Below are 23,791 nucleotides of genomic sequence, written 5' to 3' on the forward strand. Positions count from 1 at the left end.
GCCACCTCCCGCCGGTCTTCTCTAGACTGGTATGTCAAAGGAGACACCCCCAATGAATCCCCTCATCAACTCCTTGATGGTCCGGGCTGCTGATGCCCCCGCTATCAAACCGGCAGTGGAACTGGGAACACCCCTGTTGCTGACCATTGCGGCCGCGGGCATTGCCCTGCTGCTGGTGCTGATCATCCGCTTCAAGATCCAGGCCTTTGTTGCACTGTTGGCCGTCAGCATCCTGGTGGGCGTCGCAGCCCAGATCCCGCTCAAGGACATCTTCACTGTGGTGGCCAACGGCGTTGGCAGCACCATGGGCAAGGTCGCTTTGTTGATTGCCCTCGGAGCCATTCTTGGCCGCATGATCGAGGTCTCCGGCGGCGTGCAGTCGCTGGCCAGCCACTTCACTGAGAAGCTCGGTGCAAAGCGTGTCGCCATCGCCTTGACGGCCGTGGGCTTCCTGGTTGCTATCCCCGTGTTCTTTGAGGTCGGCGTTATCGTCCTCGTGCCGATCGTCTACGCTTTCGCCAAGATCGCCAACGTTCACCCGATCAAGTTCGGCTTGCCCATGGCTGGCATCATGCTGTCTATCCATGTGGCCGTCCCGCCGCACCCGGGCATTGTTGCAGGCGCCGGCGTCTTTGGCGCCGACATTGGACTGATCACCCTGATCTCGCTGATCATCTGCGTGCCCCTCGGTTTCCTGTCCTACTGGGTTGCCAGCATCATGAACCGCAAGGACTACGAACTGCTCCCCGGCGTCAAGGCGCAGGTGGACGAGTTCGGTTCGGCTGATTCGCTGGTGCACGTTGGCTCTAACGGTCCCGGCGCCCGCGCAATCGCCCCTCCGCGTCCCGGCCTGATCATGTTCCTGATCGCTGCTCCGATCGTCCAGATACTCGTCGGCACCTTGGGGACGCTGACTCTCGCCAAGGACAACTACTTGTATGGCGTGGCCGCGTTCGTTGGCAACCCGTTCTTCGCACTGCTCGTGGCTGTAGCCCTCTCCTTCTTCCTGCTGGCGGTTCGCCGCAACTGGTCCCTCAAGGAAACCGGCGAGATCTTCGAAGGCGCGCTTCCTCCCATTGCGTCCATCCTCATGGTGGTCGCCGCGGGAGGCGTGTTCGGTGAAGTCCTCCGCACCTCCGGCATCGGCGCCGCACTGTCCCACACCCTGGACAGCCTCGGACTGCCGGTGATCGTGCTCGGGTTCATCATCTCCCTGGCACTCCGGGCCGCCCAAGGTTCGGCCACAGTTGCGATTGTCACGACCACCGGCCTGCTCACCTCCGCAGTGGTGGAAGGCGGCTACACTCCCGCCCAGATCGCCGTGATCGTGATCGCCATTGGATTCGGCGCGCTGGGGCTGTCCCACGTGACGGATGCAGGTTTCTGGACCGTCATCCGCTACTACGGGCTCACTGTCACGGACGGCCTCAAGACCTGGACCGTCCTCACCACCATCCTCGGCCTGGCTGGCTTCGCACTCACCTACGTCGCGTGGATCCTGGTGGGAGGACTGGCCCACTAATGCGCGCCAAACTCGACCACCTCGTTGCTTCCGCACTTGCCTCCGGATCCGCTGTTCCGGCCTTCACCTGCTACGACTTCACCACGGCTCTGGCCGTTGTTTCGGCGGCAGAAGAAGCCCGGCTCGGCGTAATCCTGCTTGTGGCTCCCAAGACGGCTTCCACCCCCAACGGACTTCGCCTTATTGCAGCCCTGCGCGGGTTGGCCGATGACGCCAGCGTCCCAGTCCCGGTCCAGCTGGACCATGCCTCGGACCTGCAGGTCATCCGCGACTCCGTGGCTGCCGGCGCCGATGCCGTGCTGGCTGATGGTTCGTCCTTACCGTTCGAGGACAACATCGCCTTGGTTCGCGAAGTCCGTGCTGCGCTGGATGCGCAAGGTGCGTCCGACGTCGTGATCGAGGCAGAGCTGGGCGGCCTGGCGGGTGACGAGGACAAGGCGTTCGGTGCTGAAGATTCAGCGCACGACGCCGGCACTTCAGTTGCGGGACTCACGAACCCCGCGCAGGTGGCCGAATTCGTTGAGCGTACCGGCGCGCAACTCCTGGCTATCGCCGTGGGGAACGTGCACGGAAAGTACAAGGGAGAACCCAACATCCGCTGGGACGTGCTGCAGGAAGTTGCAGCACGGACCGACGTTCCGCTGGTGCTCCATGGCGCGTCCGGAATCCCGGCCGACGAGCTCGCGAAGGCGCCCTCCATGCAGGTGGGCAAGGTGAACTTCAATACGGAGCTTCGCACTGGAATCCTTGCCACCCTCGAGGCCGAGACCGCTGCCCACCGGGCCGATGGCGAAAACCTCCAGGGTTTGCTGGCCCGCTGGAAGGGCTCTGCGTGGTCGTTCGCGGGCGCAACGCTGGCGATGCTGAGCGCCTGACGCAAACCGTCCATCGCAAGCTCTGTAATACAGGGAGGCTAGGATCAGACCATGATCCTGGCCTCCCTGATTTTTGCCCTGGTTGCGGCGTTGCTGCACGTTTACATCTTCACCATGGAGTCCATCACTTGGACCAAGCCAGCCACGTGGAAGCGCTTCAGCCTCACGTCGCAGGCAGACGCCGAAACCACCAAACCACTCGCCTATAACCAGGGCTTCTACAACCTGTTCCTTGCCATCGGCGCGCTGGTCGGCATCATCGCCGTCTGGGCTGGTTCGCCTCAGGTCGGCTGGACCCTCGTGTTCAGCTGCTGCGGCTCCATGCTCCTTGCCGCTCTGGTGCTCGCTGCGAGCGGCAAAAAGTACCTCCGCGCTGCGGCTCTCCAAGGCACCACGCCGTTGCTCGCCGTCGTACTTGGCGTGCTGGCCGTGACGCTGCGCTAACGACGCAGAGGCGCCTTAGTGCTCCGGCGGGCCAGACTGGGCTGCGGCTTCATCCATCCACAGGACTTCCCAATGGTGGCCATCGAGATCGCGGAACGCCCGGCTGTACATGAACCCGAGGTCCTGGGGATCGTAGGTCTCTGACCCGCCCGCTTCGAGTGCCTTGGTGGCCAGGGCGTCCACGGCATCGCGGCTGTCGGCCGAAATGGCGACGATCGCCGCCGTCGAGTTTTGGGTGTCCGCGATTGGCTGCTTGGTGAACTCGCTGAACTTGGCGTGGGTCAGGAGCATGGCATAGATGGTGTCGCTGAAGACGACGCATGCAGCCGTCTCATCAGTGAAGTTCGGGTTGATGGAGTAGCCGAGGGCCGTATAGAAGGCCTTGGACGCCTCGAGGTCGCTGACTGGCAGGTTGACGAAAATGGAGGTAGTCATGGGTCGATCCTCCCGGTGATTCAGCGTGCCGTCCAGACTGCGCCAGCCTAAAAAATCGCGCCCCATGTGATCTTGCGCACAATTCATCTCAGCGATAAGATAATTACCACTGAAGTATTTCGAAACTTCCGTCTGCAGAGCTGTTAGAAGTCAGCGTGTCCCGGGAAGCACCCTGATTTGCCAAGGTTCACGCGCCGCGTGACCGTATGTTTGCCAATTAGCCGGGAGGCACAATATGAGTGGTGCAGTCGCACGACCAGCGGGCACAAGTTCGCCGCGGAAGGTCGCCCTAGCGAGCATCATCGGCACAACCATCGAGTGGTACGACTTCTTCATCTACAGCACCGCTGCGGTGCTCGTCTTCAATCAGCACTTCTTCCCCGGCTTCGATCCTGCGACCGGAACTTTGCTTGCTTTCTCGACCTTCGCTGCCGGTTTCGTCGCCCGTCCGGTCGGTGCAATCGTGTTCGGCCACTTTGGTGACAGGATTGGCCGAAAGCCGATGATGGTCATCACGATCCTGATCATGGGCGCCGCCACCGTATTGATCGGCTTATTGCCGACCTATGCCACGATAGGTTTCTTCGCCCCCGCGCTGCTGGTGGCGTTGCGCCTGACGCAGGGATTCGCGCTCGGTGGGGAATGGGGCGGTGCCGTGCTCATGGCTACCGAACATTCCCCGGAAGGCCGGCGCGGATTCTTCGGTAGCTGGCCGCAGGCGGGTGTGGCCGTCGGGCTGATCCTGGCTATGACCGTTTACTTGCCGCTGGCTGAGATGCCCACTGATGGCTTCATGGCCTGGGGGTGGCGTGTCCCGTTCCTGCTCAGCGCGGTACTTGTCATTACTGGCCTCATCATCCGGGCCCGGGTTGCAGAGAGCCCGGAGTTCGACCGGGTCAAGGATGCCCACGCTGTAGTGCGCATCCCCATCGTCGAAGTTCTTCGTACGCACCCCAAGCAGGTGCTGCTTGTCGCCGGCGCAAGCCTGTCGCCAGGCATCTTCTTCTACCTGCTCACCGTGTACAACTTTGTGTACGCCAAGGAGCCAGGAGCTTTGAGTCAAAATTCCATGCTGATTCTGGTGATTGTCACCTCGGCAGTGGGATTCGTCGTCACCCCGATCGCCGGCATGCTCTCGGACAGGTTCGGTCGTCAGCGGATCTACCTGATAGGTCTTGGCCTCATCGGCATCCTGGCCTTCCCTCTCTACTGGGCGCTCGACTCAGGCATCTATGCCTTCATTGCAGTCTTGTATGTCGCCTCGACCATAGCCGTCTATATCCCGTGGGCACTGCAGCCCGCATATTTCTCCGATGCCTTTGATGCGAGGGTCCGCTACAGCGGATTGTCACTGGCAACCACCCTCGGCAACCTCTTCGGCAGTGCCATCGCACCACTGATAGCAGGGTTGCTGATGACCGCAACGCACGCCTCGGTATCCACTTCGCTCTACGTCTTTGTCGCTGGCGGCATGTCCTTCGCGTGTGCCGTTTTGCTCGGAAGGGCGAACCGGAAAAAGGCGCAGGGTAGTGGCGATCCCAGCAAGAAGACCATGCCAACTGCAACAGGCACCAGAACCAACGCATAAAGAGAAAGGAACTACTATGAGCAGCAACGAGTCAGCGTTCAAAACATTCACCCTGGAACGGGCAACACCTACCATCGGTGCCTTTATCCATGGGCTGGATCTTCGCGAGGAGATCACGCCTGAGTGCCAAGAAGAGCTACGCTCAGCCTTCCTGGAACACGAGGTGTTGTTTCTTCGCGATCAGCACATCGGCCCAGAGGACCAGATCCGGTTCGCCAAAGTATTCGGTGACCCCCAGGAAGTAAGTGCGTTCTTCCCCTCGCTCCCTGGAAATCCGTACATCGAAGTACTTGAGTCCCGTGGGCGTGCTGCCGGAACCGACGTCTGGCACTCCGATCTGACGTGGCAGGCGACGCCGAATTCAGCGACTTGCCTCCATGCCCAGCAAATCCCACCCTGCGGCGGCGATACGCTTTGGGCCAGCATGACCGCCGCGTACGATGCACTGCCGGAAACGATGAAGGACCTCATTGACGGCCTTGAGGCTGTGCATGACTGGGAAAAGGAGCTCACAGCCGTTGTCCGCCAAGGCGAGAACGGCGAGGCTCGATACGAGGAAACCCGCCGCAAGTACCCACCCATGACCCACCCTGTGGTGCGCAAGCATCCGGAAACCGGCCGCAAGCTTGTCTATGTCAACGAACTGTTCACCTCCCGCATCTCCGGAGTTCCTACGCAGCTCAGCGACTCCTTGCGAAACATGCTCACCGGGCTGGCAAAGACGCCTGAATACCAAGTCCGATTCCGCTGGGAGCCCAACTCGCTGGTGATCTGGGATAACCGATCGACGCAACACTATGCCGTGGGCGATTACAACCCGCACTACAGGCTCATGCACCGCGTAACTCTCCGGGGCGATCGCCCGGCGTAAACGCCTTATCCAAGTGCATGCTGGATGACCCAACCGAGGGTCGCCCGGCATGCACTTGGGGCTGGGCTATTGCACGCCACACCTGGAAAACTTAGCATTCAGATACTTGGTATTGATTCAAGCCAAAGCGAAGGAAGGCCCATTATTGCGTGCCCAAAAGTTGGGGGCAGGGTTGATAGCCCAGAACCAGTCCGCACTGCCTCCATTCATCCTGTATCGGCCTACTTCCCTGGCCGAAGCTGCGGCTCTCACTCAAGAACACCCCGAGGCGGTGATTGCCGCAGGTTGTTCGGATCTGATGGCTCAGTTTCGCGAAGGGTGTGAACCCGGCGTCCTGATCTCCCTGCAGCATGTCGACGAATTGCGCGCCATTTCCCAAGAGCGCGGAGTCTTGCGGATCGGCTCCTTGGTCACTCACCACGGCGGGAGCACGAGCCCGGAAATCCTTTCGTCGTTGCCCGCCCTGGCAGCTGCCTGGGGATCGATAGCCACTGTTCGTATCCGCTACCGCGGCACTCTCGGCGGCAACCTTCTTGCACGCCGATTCCGGTACGAGCTGCCGATCATTTTCTCGGCACTTGACGGGCACATGCATTTTCAGGCCGGCGAAGACCTCGCCACCCTTCCCGTGTCATCGCTGTGGGCCAGTGACGCCGGGATCTCCGGCATCTTGACCTCTGTGTCTGTAGAGACAGGAACACTGCTGTGGTACGGCTATGAGCGCTCCATGCGTCCAGTGAGCACGGTGTCGCTCGCAGTGCGCAAGCATGCAGTGGCGGGGCTCGCCATCACGGCTGTCTGCGGCAGCGAGTACCGGCGGCCGTTCGTGCTGTCACATGCTGCCGAGGCATCCACCATTGCCGAGTTGGATGCGGACTTCGTGGGCACCGCGCTCGCGGCTCAGCTGCCGGACGAGGCTGGAGACTACGCAGGAACGATCGCCTACCGGCGCCATCTGGTGAGCGTACTCACCCGCCGCCTTCTTGCCAGGGCGACCGGAAACCAAAAGAAATGAGGACCCGACCATGAGCCTCGACTCACAAGATCCCCGAGCCGCCGGCAGCGACGAGCTCACCGTTGAGCTTGAATTTGAGCTGAACGGAAGCGTGGAAAAACAGGCCGTCCCCACGAGCACCACCGTCCTGGACCTGCTCCGAAACGGCTTCGGTAAACGCGGCGTACGCAGTTCATGTGAGCGCAGTGTCTGCGGTGCTTGCACTGTGCTCGTGGATGATCTTCCTGTGGCTGCCTGTTCCACGTTTGCCTTCGATATTGACGGTACACGCGTTGAAACAGTTGAGGGTTTGGCTGCCCACGACGGGACACTGAGCGCCCAGCAGCGCGCGTTCCGGGAGTGCGGCGGCTTCCAATGCGGCTTCTGTACGTCCGGCATGTTGATGCTGACCACCGGGCTGCTTCGTGCAAATCCGCAGCCGGATCGGGAGGAGATCCGGGAATGGATAAGTTCGAACACCTGCCGCTGCACCGGCTACGAGATGATCCTGGAATCCGTGGAGCGGGCCGCCGAACTAGCCCGGGAGCAACAGCGGGATGAGGAGTCCTCATGACCGACGCCGCCACTCCTGTCGCCATTGCAGACCAGCCGATCGTTGGACGCAACCTCCCGCGGCTCGACGCCACAGCAAAAGTCACCGGACGCGCCGTCTACACAGTGGACGTCGAAAGGCCTGGAATGCTCCACGCCAAGGTACTGCGTAGTCCGCATGCGCATGCCCGGATCCTCAGTATCGATGCTTCGGCGGCCAGATCCATGGCAGGAGTCACCGCCGTCGTCACCCGCGACGAAATCCAGGGACTAAACTGCTACGGCACATACGTCAAAGACCAGCCAATCGTGGCCAGCGACTCGGTCCGCTACGTGGGCGACGTCGTTGCTGCCGTGGCAGCCGAGGATGAACGCACCGCGTTCGCCGCACTGGATCTGATTCGTGTCAGCTACGAACTGCTCCCGGCGGTCTTCGACCCACAAGCAGCGCTGGATCCTTCCGCACCCCTGATTTTCCCCGAAGAGCCATTCGCTGCCTTTCCCGACTATGGCGACGGTGCCTCGGGAACGGCGCTCAGCGGCCACAATGTCAGCTATGAATTCCGCTACCAAACGGGACCGGAGAATGCCTGGACGGAATGCGACTACATCTTCGAGGACACCTTCACCTTCTCCCGCATGAACCACATGCATCTTGAGCCGTTTGCGACTGTTGCCGTGGCCACGTCCGAGGAGATCGAGGTGTGGACGTCCACCCAAAGTCCCTTCCCGATGCGCCAGGAGCTGGCGAAGATATTCGGGCTGGCGGAAAACCGCATCCGGGTGAACGTTCCGCTCTTGGGAGGGGCTTTCGGCGCCAAGAACGGCCCAAAAACTGAGCCGATCGCCATTCGGCTCTCACAACTCTCGGGTGGTCGGCCGGTTCGTTACAGCATGGCCACGGAGGAAGTCTTCCTGACATTGAGCCAGCATGACGCGGTTCTCACGGTGAAATCCGGGTTGAAGGCAGACGGGGAATTCGTCGCCCGCCAATCACGCGTGCTGCTCAACGGTGGCGCCTATGCGGACGCCAGTCCGCTCGTGGCCGAAAAGGCGGGATATCGGATGCCGGGGGCCTACCGCTGGAAGCGGATCGATTCAGTCTGCCAAGCCGTCATCACCAATACCGTGCCGGCCGGCGCTTTCCGTGGTTTTGGTGCAACCCAGGCCACTTGGGCCAGCGAGAGGCAGGTGGACCTCATTGCTGAGCGGCTGGGCCTGGACCCGCTGGAGCTTCGGCTCAAGAACGTGAAAAATCTGGGCGAGGATTTCGTTCCCGGAGAAACACCCATCGACTCGGACCTCAAGCATGGCCTGAATCTCCTGGCAGATGCGATCGGTTACCGCAACCGTGACCGTTCGGGTAACCGCGGCATGGGCGTTGCGATTGGTCTGAAAGATGGCGGCGGCGTGAACAAGCCCGCCCAGGCGCGGGTCAAAGTGACGGCCAACGGTGATGTGGTGCTGAATTGCGGTCTGACGGAGATGGGGCAAGGAGGTCATTCAGCCCTCTGCCAAATTGTCGCGGAGGTGCTTGCGTGTGATCCGCAGCGGGTCAAATACGCACCGATTGACACGGACAATACTCCTTTCGACCAGGGTACGAACGCGTCCTCCGGCATCGCAGTGATGGGTCAGGCGGTACTCCAAGCCGCTGAACGGGTTAGGAACTCCGTGCTGGACTTCGCGGCCGAAAACATGGATTTGGACCGCGAATCGATCCGCCTCGTCAACTGGCAAATCATTGACTCTGACGGCAAAACCCATCCGCTTTCGCCCCATATCATGCACAGTTTTGGCGGAACAGGTTTCGAGTTCACCGCGGACGGATACTTCAAGGTCCGTGGCTCCCTCCGTGCACCGCTGGAGGCACCATGCGTGTTCTGGGAGATCGGCTGGGCCGCTGCCGAAGTGTCCGTCGATCCGGAAACCGGCAAAGTGGAGCTGTTGCAGCTGGTGGTCAGCGGGGACGCCGGCAAGGTTGTGAACAAGCTGGGTTGCCGCGGCCAGGACGAGGGAGCGGCGGTCTTCGGACTGGCGCAAGCCCTTTTTGAGGAAATGCGATACGACGACGACGGCCAGCTGCTTAACGCCGAGGCGCTCCTATATCGTGTCCCATTGGCCGAGGACATCCCGCGTAGGTTTTCTTCCATTACCCAGGAACAGGGCCACGGTGCGGGCCCGTTTGGGGCCAAGGGGATGGGCGAGGGTGGCATGTTGCCGATTGCTCCGGCGATTGCCCAGGCTATCGCCGACGCCACCGGGGGCCAGCTCACCTCCCTGCCCATGACGCCGGAAAGTGTCTACAACGCTGTCCGCGTTGCGCAGGCCCACCAGAGGCGGGTCTGACGGGAATGCGGGAGGTGCTGGAGGTCCTTGAGGAGGCGCTGCGGGACAACTCCCGCGTTGCGTTGGCTACCGTGGTCCGCACGGAAGGCTCTGCCCCACGGGCCGTTGGAACATCCATGGTGGTCAGCGACGAAGGCACGCCCGTCGGCTCCGTTTCGGGTGGTTGCGTAGAGGCAAGTGTGTTGGAATCCGCCGCGGACGTGCTGGCCTCGGGCGTGCCCGAACTACACCGTTTTGGCATAACTGACGACGACGGTTTAGCCATCGGCCTGACTTGCGGGGGCAGCATTGAGATCTTCATCCAACCGTATGCGCCAGCCTCATGCCCGGAATATGTCGAACTCCTGCGGGCGCGGAGGGAAAATCTGCCCTGCGCCATGGTCACGGTTTTCGACGGACCAGCTGATCTCGTCGGCCACTCGGAGTTGGTTTTACAGGATGCAGAAATCACCGGGCTGTCCGTCGGGAGTACCCTTCCGTTCGCAACTGTCAGCGCGGCAAACGATGCGGTGCAGCAAGCCATAGCCTCCGGAACTACGTTGCCGGTCACGTTCGCCACGACCGGCACTGCAGGATCAGTGTCTTTGTTGATCGATGTCTACCGTCCGCCCCGTCGGCTGCTGATCTTCGGCGCCATCGATTTCTCCGCCTCCCTTGCCCATCTAGGGTCTTTTCTTGGTTTCCACGTCACCGTATGCGATGCTCGGGCTGTCTTCGCCACAGCCGCGCGGATCCCAGGGGCGCACGAGATCGTAGTTGACCAACCAGACCGCTACCTTCGGCAGGAAATCGCACGGGGAGCGCTTGCTCGGGATGCCGTCATCTGCGTGTTGACCCATGATCCCAAGTTCGATGTTCCGGTCCTTGATGCAGCACTCAGACATGGATTCGCCTACATCGGTGCCATGGGCTCCCGTCGAACTGACCGCGACCGCCGGGACCGGTTGGTCGGATTGGGCCACACGGACGCGACTCTTGCATCGCTCCGGTCCCCGATCGGCTTGGATCTCTCCGCTGGCACGGCCGGCGAAACCGCAGTTTCCATCATGGCAGAGGTGATCGCGGCCAAGGGGAATGCCTCCGGCCTCCCCCTGAGCCAAATCAGTCATCCCATCCACCGGGGCGCCCTACGCGGGGAGACCAGCCCCAGCCGGCCGGATGGACGCAGTCACGACTTCAGCTGCGCATGACCTGGCGCTAGCCCAATCACGCATGGGGTTTCCTGGCCCGGCCGGAAGCCCTGAAAGACCACAAAAAAGCCAGCATCAAAAAAGTCTTGACCTAAAGTATCTTAATACTGATATTCTTAGATCTATGGTGTAGCTCACAGCTTGAGGCGGAAGCCCGGGCCAACAGCCAGCACGTAGCAGGCGCCGAAGCCGATGAAGAAGATGGACGGAAGCTGAAGATGAGTACGGACAGCATTGCAGGGAGCGCACCGCGGCTTATTGACGCGGACGCTCCGATTGAGAACAACAAGTTCAAGACCGAACTCTGCCTGGACACTTTGGACGAAATCTATGTCGGGGGCACGTGGACCCGAGGCGGCGGTGCCGTGATCGATTCGGTGAATCCAGCCACTTCCGAGGTATTCGCGACATTGCGCGGCGCCACCACGGAGGACGTCGACAAGGCGGTAGCAGCAGGTCTAAAGGCGGTGGAACAGTCTGGATGGGCGCGGAAATTACCCCACGAACGCGCTGCCGTGCTGCACCGGATCGGCACCGCCATCGAGCTCAACGCGGACCGGATCGCCGCCTTGCAGACTTTGGACACCGGCAAGACCCTTGCGGAAACCCGGGCGCTGGCCTTGAGCGCGGCAGCCACTTTCCGGTTCACTGCATCCGCGCTGGAGACCATGGAGGATGCAGTGACGCCTCCTCGCGGGAACTACCTGAGCCTGTCCACCTATGAACCGATCGGGGTGGTAGGCGCCATCACGCCTTGGAACTCACCGATTGCCAGCGACGCACAAAAGGTGGCCCCCGCCCTCGCGGCGGGTAACGCCGTCGTAGTGAAGCCACCCGTATGGGCGCCCTGGGTATCGCTGCTGCTGGCACGGATATGCGACGAAGCCGGCCTGCCGGCAGGTCTGCTCTCCGTGCTTCCCGGCCCCGGGCGGACCGTTGGTGACGCACTGGCACGACACCCGGATGTGGGCAAGATTTCCTTCACAGGTGGCACTTCCACTGGCCGTCAACTGGGCCACATTGCCGCCGAGAAGATCATGCCGATCACCTTGGAGCTGGGCGGGAAATCGCCGACCATCATTTTCGCGGATGCCGATCTGGACCAAGCCGTTGCCGGTGTTCTGTTCGGGATCTTTTCTTCGAGCGGGCAGAGCTGCATTGCAGGCTCCCGTGTCTTTATTCAACGCTCCATCTACGCCGCCGTGGTGGAACGGCTCGTCAAGGGAGCGGAATCTTTGCGGGTGGGGCCTGGAACGGATCCGCGCACGCAGGTGGGACCACTGGTTGCCCTTGCCCACCGCGACGGCGTTGCCAGGATGGTGGACGATTCCCGGGAATCCGGGGCCCGGATTCTCTGCGGCGGCGCGGCTCCCGCGGACCAGGAACTGCAAGCTGGCGCATACTACCTGCCCACCATCATTGCCGGCGTGGCCAACTCTGAGCCCATCTGCCAAGAGGAGATTTTCGGCCCGGTGGCCGTAGTCCTGCCGTTTGACGATGAAGCCGACCTGATCGTCCAGGCAAACGACAGCGTCTTCGGGCTCGCCTGCGGCATCTGGACCGCCGACTACCGCGTGGCCTGGAGAATTGCGCGGGCGGTTTCGGCTGGCACTGTCTGGGTCAATACCTACAAGCAATTCAGCATTGCCACCCCGTTCAGCGGGTTCAAACAAAGCGGTCTCGGCACAGAAAAAGGCCGCGACGGTATTCGTTCCTATATGCGCCAGAAGAGCATCTACGTCGATCTCTCCGGCGCACCCCTCCCATGGGCCGGCGCCTTGTCCGAGCCTGCTGACTCAAATTTGCACTCAGAAAGGTAAGTAAATGAACGCTCACCCCTACAGCCCAGCGTTTGCAGCCGGAGGATTCGGCTTTGTCTCCGGGGCGTTGTCCGTGGACGAAAACGGCACCGCCGTGACCGGCCGTACGGAAGCCCTGGTGGCTGCAGCGGCGCGGCTGTCCGAGCGACTGGGATCGGTTGGCATGACCCTGCGGGACGTGGTCAAAACCACCTACTTCGTCACTGACGTGACAATGCGGGATGAGGCGAACAGCCACTACGAGCTGCTCTTTGACGAACCCCGCCCGGCGCGCTCCTTTGTGGAAGTAGCCGCATTACCTTACGGGGCAACGGTTGAAATCGAAGCGATCGCGCACCGGCGGAATTGAGTACTGATGAGTATCGAGACTCAGAACCGCGGACCGTTAGACCGTGACGTCATGGGGTATGAGGACGTTCCGTCGCCCGGGGGCAGCCCGGGGCAGCAGGAAGGCCTGGGAATCAAGGGCACGGCAGTGCGTCATCTCCGGGTCCAGCAAAAAACCTGGGAAGCTGACGGCATCGCCAGCATTACCCTTGTGGATCCTGACGGTGCGCCGCTCCCGCAGTGGCTTCCCGGAGCCCACCTGAGCTTGCACCTGCCTAACGGCCTGACCCGCGAATACTCTCTGTGCTCGGCTCCCGAGGACGCCAGGAGCTGGACCGTGGCCGTGCTGCGCACGTCCGATTCCCGCGGTGGCAGCAAGCTGATCCATGAGCAATTGCCGGTCGGCGCGCTCATCACAGTAGAAGGCCCGCGCAACAACTTTGAGCTGGACGAGGCTGAACGGTACGTGCTGGTCGCAGGCGGTATCGGCATTACGCCGATCATCTCCATGGTGCGGCGCTTGCAGGCCGCAGGGGCTGACTGGTCTCTGCTGTACACCGGACGTTCCCGTTCCACGATGGCTTTCCTGGCCGAAATCGCTGCGCTCCCGCAGGAGAGGGTAACCATCCACGCGATGGATGAAGCCAATGGGGACCATGCTGATCTCGCCGCTGCAGTTGGCGCGTTGCCCTCTGAAGCACTGGTCTATGCCTGCGGTCCTGAAGCGCTGATGCAGGCTGTTGCCCACGCTATGACCGACGAATCGCGGCTGAGGATCGAACGGTTCAAGGCACCGGAAATCCTCCCACAACCGGATCAGTCGGATACAGGCTTCGACGTCATCTGCGAAAGCACCGGACAACGGATCCCGGTGGCCCCCGATGTCTCCGTGCTCGATGCCCTGAACGAAGCCGGCGTGGACGTTCCCAGCTCCTGCGCCGAAGGCATCTGCGGAACCTGCGAAACCCGCGTCATCAAGGGCGATGTTGAGCACCGCGATTTCCTGCTCACCCCGGCCGAGCGGACCGAGAGCAAATCGATGTTCGTCTGCGTCTCACGCTGCCGGTCCCGAGAACTGATTTTGGATCTCTAGTACATCTACCACCCGACTAAAGGTTGATCCCATGAACTACTTTGCAGCAGAGCCCGTCTGTAACCTGCGGTCACTGCGTTCCGTATCCCTTAAAGTGCCCGACTCCGTGCCGGCAAAGGACTTCTACCAAGAGGTCTGGGGGCTCTCGATGGTGGAGGAGGACACCGATAAGTTCTGGCTCCGCGGAACCGGCTCCGAACACCACATCCTGAAGCTGGAAAAGGGCGAACATAATGCCCTCGGCAGGGTCTCCTTCGCCCTCGCTACACCGCAGGACGTGGATCTTGCTGCCACTAAGCTAGCCGCTTTGGGCATTCCTCTCTTTCGCGAGCCCGGCCCCTTGGACGATGCTGCCGGCGGTTATGGCCTGCAACTGGTGGATCCAGAGGGCCGCCTGGTGGAACTCTCCGCCAATGTCCATGCCGTGGTCAGCCAGGAGCCCTCCGGTCGGCGCGCCATTCCCCGCAAGATCGCCCACGTGGTGCTCAACACCATTGATATTGACCGCGCCACCGCCTTCTATACACAGGTGCTCGGGATGCGGATTTCCGACTGGTCGGAGCACCAGATGGCCTTCCTGCGCTGCAACAGCGAGCACCACGTCATCGCGTTCAACCAGGCTCCGTGGACATCCGTGAACCACGTTGCCTACGAAATGCAGAGCATCGATCACTTCATGCGCGGCATCGGCAGCCTCAAGCGACACAACATCGCGCCGCAGTGGGGGCCGGGCCGGCACGGCCCCGGCGATAACACCTTCTCCTACTTCACGGACCCGTCCGGCCTGGTCTGCGAGTACACGTCGGAAGTGGCCCAAGTGGACGAGGACAGTTGGCTGTGCCGCACGTGGAAGCGGACTCCCGAGCTGTCCGACCAGTGGGGAACCGCAGGTCCGCCTACCTCAGCCGTCCGCACCGCAATGGCGGGCATTCCGGATAGCGGATACCGTTCCCTCGTGGTCCCGGGACGTGAGGACTATTTCACGGTTCCTGAAACCTCTGCCGCAGAAAAAGTCCATGCCTAGCCGCCCTCCGCCGCGGCCAGTCGACTCTCCGCCCCTCCAAGCAGAAACCGGGCAGCCGAGAACTGAACGGTGGACTTCGCCGCAAGGGATTTCGCTGGCGGTTCGCGGTGAAGGGACGCCGGTCTTCCTGATGCATGGCATCGGCGGCAACGCGTCATCATGCGGGCCCCTGGCCGCAATGCTGAGCGCGCAGGGCTACAGGACGCTTTGCTGGGATGCCCCGGGCTATGGCGCATCCGCGGACCCGGCAGGAAAGGTGGACCATTCCGGCGTCGTCCTGGATGTTCTTGCCTGCCTCGGCATCGGGCCGGTCCATCTAATCGGCACCTCCTGGGGAGGCGTGATTGCCACCCGGGTAGCAGCACAGGCGCCGGAGGCAGTGCGGTCCATCGTGCTGGCGGACAGCACACGGGGCTCAGCGACCACAAAGGAAGGGGCGGAGCGCATGCTGGCGCGCGTGCCGGAACTGGCAGCGGCCGGCCCTCATGCCCTGGCCGCCCGGCGGGCGCCGAATCTGGTCTCGCAGTCCGCCCCGCCGTCGATCGCAGAAGCTGTGCGAGCCGGTATGGCAGCGGTCCGCCTGCCCGGCTATTCGGCAGCGGCGACGATGATGGCGGAAAGCGACACCAGCGCCCTCCTGCCCCACTTGCAGGTCCCGGCACTGGTTTTGGTAGGCGAGGACGATGTGGTCACCGGCGTGACGGAATCCAGGATCCTTGCGCAGAACATTCCGGGTGCCGCCTTTGAAATCATCCCTGGTGCCGGACACGCCGCCATACAAGAGAAACCGGCGGAAATGTCCGCTGCCATCCTCACTTTTTGGAAGAGACTCAAGTGACACGACTAGTGGTAGTGACTGGATCTGGCCGAGGCCTCGGCTTCGATATCGCCGAACGGCTGGGGAGCGGCGGGGACCGCCTGGTCATTGCCGAGAAGAATGCGGACTTGGCCGAGCAGGCCGCGGCAACTCTGCGCGGACAAGGGCTTGATGCGACGGCGGTCGTCACCGACATCGCGGACAGCGCCTCGGTCGCGGCCTTGGCCGACGCGGTGCAACAGCTCGGTGGCGCGGATGCGCTGGTCAACAATGCCGCCTTGGCCGACGGCGTGGGCGGAGACACTTTCTGGGAATTGGACGAAGACTTCTTCCAACGGGTCATGACGGTGAATGCGTTCGGGACCTGGCTCGTCAGCAAACACCTCTATCCACAAATGGCCAAAAAGCAGGCGGGTTCGATTGTTAACATCGCATCCGACGCGGCACTCTACGGCTCCCCGAGACTGGTCCACTACGTCGGATCAAAAGGGGCCGTCCTGGCAATGACCCGGACCATGGCCCGTGATGCGGGCGCGTCCGGAGTCCGGGTCAATGCAGTCGCCCCGGGCCTGACCCGGGTGGAAGCCACCGAGTCGGTACCTGCCTCCCGATACCAGCTCTACGCGGACAACAGGGTGTTGGCCCGGGACCAGCAGCCCCAGGACGTCTCAGGCGTTGTCCAGTTCCTGCTTTCCGATGCCGCAGGTTTCATCACTGGCCAGACCATCGTGGTCGACGGCGGCTTTGTTATGGGCCACTAAACCACTCTGAACCATGAACTACGTGCCAGTCCCGCCGGAAATTACCACCCACGAATGCACGCTCAGAGGCAAAGCCACTGAATAAGGAGAAGCCCACATGGACTTGCAATTGAAGGACCGCACTGTCGTTATTACCGGGGCGAGTTCAGGCGTCGGCCTTGCCACCGCCCGATACCTGCTCGGCGAAGGCGCCCAGGTTGCAGCCTGCGCCCGCGACGCTGGCCGCCTGGCAGCTGCCTTCGATGAATTTTCGTGGGCTGACAGGCGCTCGGTTTACCTGGCGTCCTGTGACGTCACCGACCAGGACGCGACGAACAAGTTTATCGCCGGCACGCTTGACAGCTTTGGCACGGTTGATGGGCTCGTCTGCAACGCTGGCCGCTCCCTGATGGCCACGCTCCAGGAAACCACCGACCAACAGATCCGGGACGAATTCAGTTTGAAGATCTTCGGCGTCTTGAATATGGTCCGCTCCGCCAGGTCTGCCCTGGCTGCATCGGCACATGGCTCGGTGGTTAACGTAAACGCAATCCTGTCCAGGCAACCTGAGCTGCGTCTGGCCGCCACATCTGCTGCCCGTGCCGGACTGCTGAATCTTACGCATTCCCTCGCTGAGGACCTGGCCGAAGACGGTACCCGCGTGAACTCGGTGTTGCTGGGGCTGGTGGACACCGGCCAATGGCGCAGGCGTTTCGAAAATGCCGCCACTGAGCTGGACTACGAGGCTTGGAGTGCGGAAATAGCCAAGGACCGCGGGATCAAACTGGGTCGCTTCGGCACAGCCGAGGAAGTTGCGTTCCACATCGTCAGCTTGCTGTCGCCACTGAGCGGTTACACCACGGGCGCCTCAATCGACGTCGGCGGGGGAGTGGGCCGGTATGTCTAAGCAGTCTCCGAAACTTCCTGCCCGGCCGGACCTTCAACATGAAAGAGATCCAGACATGTCAGAACCGCAAGCAGCAGCCGTCCCAAGAGAGCAAACGGGCGGCGATGTCCTTGTCCGGGTAATGCGCAGGCACGGCATCGACACGGCCTTCGGGGTCATCAGCATCCACAACCTGCCACTCGTGGAGGCAGTGGACCGTGAGTTGAACTTTGTAGCCGTCCGGCATGAGGCAGCAGCAGTCAACGCCGCTGATGCCTATGCCCGTGCCTCGGGCAAAATCGGCGTTGCCCTGACCAGCACCGGTACGGGAGCCGGCAATGCGGCTGGATCCATGGTTGAGGCGCTCACCGCTGGAAGCCGCGTGCTGCACGTGACAGGCCAGATCGATAGCGAATTCATGGGCAGCTCCCGCGGAGTGATCCATGAGGTGCCGCGCCAGCTGCAGATGCTCCACGCGGTTTCCGGCTACGCGCGCACGATTTTCAATGCCAAGGACGTGGAGGCCGATCTGGAGGAGGCAATCGCGCACCTGTATTCGGCGCCGCACACACCCGCCAGCATCGAATGGCCCACGGATCTGCAATATCTGGCGCTTCCGGAGGACCAGCGTCCAATCGACGCGCAGGTCAAGCCCTTGCCGGACTACGAGCCCGAAGCTGTTGCGAAGGCTGTGAAGCTTCTGGCGGGCGCCAAAAGGCCACTGATCTGGGCCGGTGGAGGTGCCGCTGGCGCGGAAAAGGAGCTTCGGGATCTGCTGCACCGTTTGGGCGCTGGTTTGCTGACCAGCAACTCCGGCCGCGGCGTGGTCCCGGAGGACGACGATCTCGTGATCGGCAATTTCGCCTCCAACCCCGGTACGATCCGGCTGATCGGGGAGTCCGACCTGCTGCTGAGCATTGGAACGCACTTCCGTTCCAACGAGACCCAGCACTACGCGCTCAAGCTGCCCACCCCGCACATCCAGTTGGACCTGGACCCTGCTGCCGTGGGCCGTGTCTATCCGGCCGATCTGGGCTTGGTGGGAGACTCCCGGACCATCTTGGAGGCGATCGGCAACCAGCTGGCCACCCATTCAGTGGAACCCGGGTGGGCCGATCAGGTGCGGACCGTCCGGCGGGACGTGCGGAACGCACTGACTGAATACATAGGAGGTTATGCCGAAATCTGCACCAGCGTTCGACGGCGACTGGACCGGGAATCCGTTATCGCACGGGATGTCACGATTCCTTCCAGCCAGTGGGGCAACCGCCTGCTCGAAATATACTCCCGGGAAACCAACATTTTCCCGCTCGGAGGCGGCATCGGCCAAGGGCTGGCGATGGGCATTGGCGCTGCCTGCGCCCGTCCCGATGTTCCCACGGTAGTTATTGCCGGGGACGGCGGCCTGGCCGTCCACCTCGGTGAACTCGCCTCCCTGGGTGGCTCGGGTGTCTGGTGCGTCGTGCTGGTCTTCAACGATGCCGGTTACGGCGTGCTGCGCAACATGCAGAAAGCCAACGGCTTTGCCGAAGCAGGCGTCAACCTGCATACGCCCGACTTTGACTTGCTGGCCCAGTCGCTGCAGCTGCCATTCTGGCGGGTTCGAGGTACCGGGACCTTTGATCAAGCCCTGGCCGAAGCGCTTGCGGTTCGGGGGCCCGCGGTAATCGAGATCGATGTCACGGCACTCGATCCCGTACCGGGCGCATTCGTGCCGCCGGTGCATGTTCCAACCCGGGACGAAAAAGGAACAGGGGAGTAGATGACATTGAGTACGGTTATTGATTCTGACTTCGGATATGAGCCCGAGGAGTCCACGCCACAGCACGACGTCGTGTGCCTGAATGCCGGAACTTCAGCCAGCGAATGGTTTGCCAGCCAGGTGGACGCTCTTGGGGCCCGTGTCTGGGAACCCCAGATCAGCCTTGCCATCGACGTCGGCAGTTCACCGCGCCAGCTGGAGATGTGGGTCGACGCAGCCTCCTCGGCGCTGCGCGGGTCCCCGTCGGGCCCAGCGCACATTCTGGCGACGGGCGCGGCGGCCTATGGCGCCATAATGCTGGCTGCCACATACCCCGAGCAGGTCAAGAGCATCATCCTAGGTGACCCCGAGGTTGACACCACCGTTGAGGGATACGCCACCACGCTCCGACGCGTGCAGGCTCCCTCGCTCGTTATCGCCGCGGCGCCGCGGAGCGACACAGATATCTCGAAGCCTCAAAGCGTTGCCGGCGGCATCGACAATGGGGTCTTTGTCATCATCGACAACACCCCCGCGCCAGCGCACCACAGCCGGCCCCACTCCTTCAACGAGTGGACCAAGTCATTTATGAAAATCGCCGAAGGCCTGCACGCCGTCGGCTCACCACAGGAGGAAGCCAATGCTTGAACAGTATCTTGAAGCAAACCAGTCCCGGGTGGGTCCGCCTCATCCTTACGAACAGAAGCTGGCGGGGGCGCTGACAGAGATCTTTGCCAGTGGAACCCATGAGCTTCCGGCGATCATCACGGGGCTGAACAACCTGGGGTTGAACGCCCCCGATGGCCAGCCTTGGGATGAAGCCCGTTTCCGTTCTGAAATGCGACGACTGGGAGAGTAGGACATGACAACTGAAACGGCCACAGCTGCCGCTGGAAGCAAGGCTGCCGGCAAAGGCAAGAGGAAATACGTCGTCGGTACCCGACGCCAGCTCGATGCTGCCGAGCTCGCTGCCACCGGACTGAGGGATCGCTGGTACCCGATTTACCCCTCGCGCTTTGTTGGCACGGGGGACATGGTCAAAGTCAAACGGTTGGGTGTGGACTGGCTGCTGTTCCGTGATGCCACTGGCCAGATCCGCATGTTGGAGGACCGCTGCCCCCACCGCAGCGCCCCGCTGTCGGTGGGCCAGCACTTGGGGGACCGCGTGGCTTGCAAGTACCACGGCGTCCAGGTCGATGGCCATGGGACGGTTGTGTCGGTTCCGGGCATGCCCGGCTGCGCGCTGGAGGGCAGGACGGTTACTGCCTCGCTGGCGGTCGCGGAAGGGGCTGACACCATCTTTGCTTTCGTGCCGCTCACCGAAGATTCGGAGGTCACGGGGTTCAAGCTTCCAGACCGGTTGGACAACCCGGAGATTTCCTGGTTTTCAAACTACGCTGAATGGATTAGTCCTTGGCGCTACTACATGGACAATGTCCTGGATCCGATGCATGGCGCGTTCCTGCACCGCGACTCCCACTCGATGTTTGGCGGCGATACCAGCGCCCGGTTCCGCATCCGTGAAACTGATCGCGGGTTCTTCTTCGAAAAGACGGACCAGCGTGGCAAGAACTTCGACTGGGTGGAATTCTGCCGCGAATCCATGGATTACGTGGACCTGGAGATCCCCTACGCGGAATCGGCAGGCCCCGGAGGGTCCTTCGGCATTGTCGGAATGTCCACGCCTATTGATGAAAACACCTCGGCTGTTTTCCACTGGCGGACTCGGACTGTCTCAGACTGGGAGAGGGACGTTTGGCGCTTCATGTACAAGGCCACTCTTGAGGAGAAGCACTGGGCGGTCTTGGAACAGGACCGTGAATTGCTTGAGGCACTGGCCGCGGACGCGGACAGGGGTGAGCATTTGTACCAGCACGATCTTGGCGTAGCCCGGATCCGTCGGGTCCACGAGGCTGATGCCCAGAAGCAGGCTGCCATTCTCCTGGACGGGAACGCCTGAGGTCGGAAGGTATTTGGTAGAGCCTGCGGCTCGGGGAATCCCGAACCGCAGGCTCTATCTATTTGCATATCCATGCTTCTTCTCTGAAGCACCCCCTGGAAACACAAAACCCGGGTACCAGCCGTATCGGCGGTACCCGGGTTTCGTGTTTGAAGAGGTCCCTAGCGCGTCACGCCATGCATCTCGGACGTGGGTGGGTAGAAGGGAATCTCGGGCTTTTTGGCTCCAATGATCACGCAGATGATGGCGTCCTGGTCACCGACGGTGCGCAGGCTACGGGGAACGCCGGCTGGAACCCGGATCAAGTCCCGGTAGCCCAACACGCGGCTTGCCATCCTGGTGCCGTCTTCCACGTCATGCACGCTGAACTCGACCTGCCCTTCGAGGACGAAGAACACCTCTTCGACGTCCGGGTGGGTATGTTCTGGACCGACGCATCCGGCGGGCAACACCATGTTGGAGAACGTGAAATGTTCTGCCTGGAGGATGTTGTTATCGTCCGAGTGGTCACCGGTGGCCCCTGATCCTATGTAACGGACCTGGCCGCGCCGGAACTTTTCCCCCATCTTGGTTTGGAACTTGAGCGTATCGAAATCGACAACCCGGCTCTCAAGGGAGGCGATGGACGAATCGATCAGCTCCTCGAGCTCAGCAGTCGTTGCATCGAGGGCTTTACTCATGATTGGACCTCACTTCGGATTTGTTGTGATGGGACCGTTGAGCCGGTGGGGAGCCTTCGCTCCGGTTCCCTCGACTCTAACTATCTCAATACTAAGGTAAATTGGAAGGCGTCACAAGGATCTGAGTATCGAAATTGGCATAAACAGTCCATGTTATTGGGAAACTCAGTGTTAAGATGCTTAGACCGAACAAGGAGGATACCAATGGTCCCTGTGACACCAAACGCTGAATCCGACGCCGCTGAATCCGACGTCGTTGAATTGGTCATCGAGGACTGGCGTCGCGAACGGCCCGACCTTGATCCCAGCGCAATCGCGGTGTTTGGGCGACTGCTGCGCGTAGTGGCCGCACAGCGTGCCGTGCAGGACTCGATCTATGAGCCGTATGGGCTCACCTTGGCGTCCTTCGATGTACTGGCCAACCTGCGCCGCTCCGGACCGCCGCACAGGAAAACTGCCGGTGAACTGGCAAATTCTTCCATGCTGACCACCGGTGGAATCACCTTCAGGCTGGACCGGATGGAGGAGCAAAACCTCATTGAGCGCGTCCGGTCGCGGGAGGATCGCCGCGTCGTCTTTGCCCAGATGACCGAGCATGGCAAGGCGCTCATAGACGAGGTTATTTCGAAGCACTTTGATACGCAGCACAACATGCTGGCTGGACTTACGCCCGAGGAAGTCGAGCAGCTGGCGGTGCTCCTCAAGAAAGCTGAGCTATCGATTGCGGCCTTTGATTCGCAGGCTGCACCCGCGCCTGAGGAAGTTTCCGCCAACGGTTAGTTGACGGAGTTCCATCCAGCGTTTCCCTCCACAGGGGCAACGGCACCACGCTGCGGCTGCGCCCGGATTCGTCAAGGATGTGGCCAAGGCGTTTGTACGTCCGGACCACGGCTTGCCGCGAGATCACTGAGCTCCCGGGTGCACGCTCCGCGAGCTCGCGTTCAAACGCCTGGGCTTCCAAATAGTCGCGGACCCACAGTGTGACTACGAGGTTCTGCGCGCCGAGCACCTGGGCGCTAAGGCGGCAATTCGGCTGCGCAGCGAAGTAGCGCCCCACATCGTCTACGTCGCGGGCGGGGACATTGAGCATAAGCGTGACCTCGCGCAATCCCCGGTTGGCAGCTCCGGACGTATCGCACCTCAGCGTCATGTAGCCCGAGGCAAGGACGCGTTCCACCCGGCGTCGGGCGGTTTGCGGTGAAACTCCGCAAGCCGCACCAAGGTCCGCCCAGCTTGCCCTCCCATCCGAAGCCAGTTCTTCCAAAAGGGTCGCGTCCAACGTGTCGGGCGAATAGGCTGCCGGCGCAGGCAGCGGTTCCGTCGACATGAGCCGGGCCCGTGAAGGTTCCAACGTTCCGCTGCGCCACTCGGATGCCTGCCGGTACAGCTTGGTGACGAATACGACCTCCCTGTGCGTGATGCCAGGCAGGGACGGGAAGGATCCCGTGACGATGTCCATGAGTTCTTCGTGGCTCGATGCGAAGCAATCCACGAACAAATCATGGGATCCGGAGACCAGCGATACGGTTCCGTAGGCAGGTTCCGCGCACAATTGCCGGACCAGAGCTTCATTTTCGCTGGGCAGCGACGATAGCTGGATGAACGCGGACCACCCGGCGCTCAAATACCGCGGGCCTGGTGACGGCGTGATCCATGCCAAGCCCTGCTCCGAAAGCGCTTGCCAGCGGCGTGCCACAGTGGGGCCAGACAGTTCCAGCACGTCCGCCACGCGGCTCCATTCGGCGCGGGGATTGATCTGGAGCGCATTAACGATTTCGAGGTCAAGCTCTGAGATCATGGCTGATTCTTTCAAAATTGCCTGCCTCAAGTGATTTTCCAACAATTTCATGGTCAGTGTAACCGCTAACACTAGCGTTGTGACT

General features: G+C 61.7%; 24 protein-coding genes. 21 read left to right on the forward strand and 3 right to left on the reverse strand.

What is annotated here, in order from left to right:
- Nucleotides 1-52: 52 nt before the first annotated feature.
- Genes ACZ5G6_RS01015 through ACZ5G6_RS01025 form a run of 3 tightly spaced genes read left to right on the forward strand, consistent with a single transcriptional unit; the run spans nucleotide 53 to nucleotide 2,841 of the window.
- On the forward strand, nucleotides 53-1,522 hold the full coding sequence (locus ACZ5G6_RS01015) for a GntP family transporter (RefSeq protein WP_498688787.1): 1,470 nt from the start codon (nucleotides 53-55) through the stop codon (nucleotides 1,520-1,522).
- Nucleotides 1,522-2,397, forward strand: coding sequence for a class II fructose-bisphosphate aldolase (locus ACZ5G6_RS01020; RefSeq protein ID WP_498688789.1), 876 nt, complete (start codon nucleotides 1,522-1,524; stop codon nucleotides 2,395-2,397). Before ACZ5G6_RS01015 ends, ACZ5G6_RS01020 begins: the two co-directional genes overlap by 1 nt.
- Nucleotides 2,398-2,448: 51 nt before the next feature.
- Nucleotides 2,449-2,841 (forward strand): DUF1304 domain-containing protein, encoded by a 393-nt coding sequence (locus tag ACZ5G6_RS01025; protein ID WP_223935363.1) that lies wholly within the window; start codon nucleotides 2,449-2,451, stop codon nucleotides 2,839-2,841.
- 15 nt (nucleotides 2,842-2,856) lie between these two features.
- Here the strand turns inward: ACZ5G6_RS01025 and ACZ5G6_RS01030 are convergent, their stop codons facing one another.
- Complete coding sequence (locus ACZ5G6_RS01030) at nucleotides 2,857-3,276, reverse strand: VOC family protein (protein ID WP_498688792.1); 420 nt, start codon at nucleotides 3,274-3,276, stop codon at nucleotides 2,857-2,859.
- 235 nt (nucleotides 3,277-3,511) lie between these two features.
- Here ACZ5G6_RS01030 and ACZ5G6_RS01035 point away from each other — a divergent pair, with 235 nt between their 5' ends.
- From ACZ5G6_RS01035 to ACZ5G6_RS01115, 17 genes are all read left to right on the forward strand, one after another.
- Nucleotides 3,512-4,864 (forward strand): MFS transporter, encoded by a 1,353-nt coding sequence (locus ACZ5G6_RS01035; RefSeq protein ID WP_223935365.1) that lies wholly within the window; start codon nucleotides 3,512-3,514, stop codon nucleotides 4,862-4,864.
- Between the two features lie 16 nt (nucleotides 4,865-4,880).
- Nucleotides 4,881-5,735: a TauD/TfdA dioxygenase family protein gene (locus ACZ5G6_RS01040; RefSeq protein ID WP_223935366.1), complete on the forward strand. Its 855-nt coding sequence runs from the start codon at nucleotides 4,881-4,883 to the stop codon at nucleotides 5,733-5,735.
- A gap of 145 nt (nucleotides 5,736-5,880) precedes the next feature.
- A complete protein-coding gene (locus ACZ5G6_RS01045; RefSeq protein WP_498688795.1) occupies nucleotides 5,881-6,750 on the forward strand; it encodes an FAD binding domain-containing protein in 870 nt (289 codons plus the stop codon).
- Between the two features lie 10 nt (nucleotides 6,751-6,760).
- A complete protein-coding gene (locus ACZ5G6_RS01050) occupies nucleotides 6,761-7,303 on the forward strand; it encodes a (2Fe-2S)-binding protein (RefSeq protein ID WP_498688797.1) in 543 nt (180 codons plus the stop codon).
- Complete coding sequence (locus ACZ5G6_RS01055; protein ID WP_498688799.1) at nucleotides 7,300-9,630, forward strand: xanthine dehydrogenase family protein molybdopterin-binding subunit; 2,331 nt, start codon at nucleotides 7,300-7,302, stop codon at nucleotides 9,628-9,630. The genes ACZ5G6_RS01050 and ACZ5G6_RS01055 overlap by 4 nt, the downstream gene beginning before the upstream one ends.
- Nucleotides 9,631-9,635: 5 nt before the next feature.
- Nucleotides 9,636-10,820 (forward strand): XdhC family protein, encoded by a 1,185-nt coding sequence (locus ACZ5G6_RS01060; protein ID WP_498688801.1) that lies wholly within the window; start codon nucleotides 9,636-9,638, stop codon nucleotides 10,818-10,820.
- Nucleotides 10,821-11,038: 218 nt separating this feature from the next.
- Nucleotides 11,039-12,640: an aldehyde dehydrogenase gene (locus tag ACZ5G6_RS01065; RefSeq protein ID WP_498688803.1), complete on the forward strand. Its 1,602-nt coding sequence runs from the start codon at nucleotides 11,039-11,041 to the stop codon at nucleotides 12,638-12,640.
- A gap of 4 nt (nucleotides 12,641-12,644) precedes the next feature.
- Nucleotides 12,645-12,989, forward strand: a complete 345-nt coding sequence (locus ACZ5G6_RS01070) for a RidA family protein (protein WP_223935371.1) — start codon at nucleotides 12,645-12,647, stop codon at nucleotides 12,987-12,989.
- Between the two features lie 6 nt (nucleotides 12,990-12,995).
- The gene (locus ACZ5G6_RS01075; RefSeq protein ID WP_498688805.1) at nucleotides 12,996-14,060 is read left to right on the forward strand and encodes a PDR/VanB family oxidoreductase; all 1,065 of its coding nucleotides are present in this window, start codon (nucleotides 12,996-12,998) and stop codon (nucleotides 14,058-14,060) included.
- 31 nt (nucleotides 14,061-14,091) lie between these two features.
- Complete coding sequence (locus tag ACZ5G6_RS01080) at nucleotides 14,092-15,084, forward strand: VOC family protein (protein WP_498688806.1); 993 nt, start codon at nucleotides 14,092-14,094, stop codon at nucleotides 15,082-15,084.
- On the forward strand, nucleotides 15,077-15,922 hold the full coding sequence (locus ACZ5G6_RS01085; RefSeq protein WP_498688808.1) for an alpha/beta fold hydrolase: 846 nt from the start codon (nucleotides 15,077-15,079) through the stop codon (nucleotides 15,920-15,922). Before ACZ5G6_RS01080 ends, ACZ5G6_RS01085 begins: the two co-directional genes overlap by 8 nt.
- A 14-nt stretch (nucleotides 15,923-15,936) precedes the next feature.
- Nucleotides 15,937-16,662, forward strand: a complete 726-nt coding sequence (locus ACZ5G6_RS01090; RefSeq protein WP_498688811.1) for an SDR family oxidoreductase — start codon at nucleotides 15,937-15,939, stop codon at nucleotides 16,660-16,662.
- Between the two features lie 97 nt (nucleotides 16,663-16,759).
- The gene (locus tag ACZ5G6_RS01095) at nucleotides 16,760-17,548 is read left to right on the forward strand and encodes an SDR family oxidoreductase (RefSeq protein WP_498688812.1); all 789 of its coding nucleotides are present in this window, start codon (nucleotides 16,760-16,762) and stop codon (nucleotides 17,546-17,548) included.
- A 55-nt stretch (nucleotides 17,549-17,603) separates the two neighbouring features.
- Nucleotides 17,604-19,289, forward strand: coding sequence for a thiamine pyrophosphate-binding protein (locus ACZ5G6_RS01100; RefSeq protein ID WP_498688813.1), 1,686 nt, complete (start codon nucleotides 17,604-17,606; stop codon nucleotides 19,287-19,289).
- Entirely contained in the window at nucleotides 19,290-19,916 is a 627-nt protein-coding gene (locus ACZ5G6_RS01105; protein WP_498688814.1) for an alpha/beta fold hydrolase, read from the forward strand.
- Nucleotides 19,909-20,127: a recombinase-like helix-turn-helix domain-containing protein gene (locus ACZ5G6_RS01110; protein ID WP_223935379.1), complete on the forward strand. Its 219-nt coding sequence runs from the start codon at nucleotides 19,909-19,911 to the stop codon at nucleotides 20,125-20,127. The genes ACZ5G6_RS01105 and ACZ5G6_RS01110 overlap by 8 nt, the downstream gene beginning before the upstream one ends.
- A gap of 3 nt (nucleotides 20,128-20,130) precedes the next feature.
- Nucleotides 20,131-21,228, forward strand: a complete 1,098-nt coding sequence (locus tag ACZ5G6_RS01115; RefSeq protein WP_498688817.1) for a Rieske 2Fe-2S domain-containing protein — start codon at nucleotides 20,131-20,133, stop codon at nucleotides 21,226-21,228.
- A gap of 161 nt (nucleotides 21,229-21,389) precedes the next feature.
- Here ACZ5G6_RS01115 and ACZ5G6_RS01120 read toward each other — a convergent pair whose 3' ends face one another.
- On the reverse strand, nucleotides 21,390-21,908 hold the full coding sequence (locus ACZ5G6_RS01120) for a cupin domain-containing protein (RefSeq protein ID WP_498688819.1): 519 nt from the start codon (nucleotides 21,906-21,908) through the stop codon (nucleotides 21,390-21,392).
- A 204-nt stretch (nucleotides 21,909-22,112) separates the two neighbouring features.
- Here ACZ5G6_RS01120 and ACZ5G6_RS01125 point away from each other — a divergent pair, with 204 nt between their 5' ends.
- Nucleotides 22,113-22,688, forward strand: coding sequence for a MarR family winged helix-turn-helix transcriptional regulator (locus tag ACZ5G6_RS01125; RefSeq protein WP_498688822.1), 576 nt, complete (start codon nucleotides 22,113-22,115; stop codon nucleotides 22,686-22,688).
- On the opposite strand, the gene ACZ5G6_RS01130 is transcribed toward ACZ5G6_RS01125, so the two are convergent.
- On the reverse strand, nucleotides 22,609-23,706 hold the full coding sequence (locus ACZ5G6_RS01130; protein WP_498688825.1) for an Lrp/AsnC family transcriptional regulator: 1,098 nt from the start codon (nucleotides 23,704-23,706) through the stop codon (nucleotides 22,609-22,611). The genes ACZ5G6_RS01125 and ACZ5G6_RS01130 overlap by 80 nt on opposite strands.
- Nucleotides 23,707-23,791: the final 85 nt, after the last annotated feature.

The organism is Arthrobacter sp. TmtSoilC51 (genome assembly GCF_055388015.1).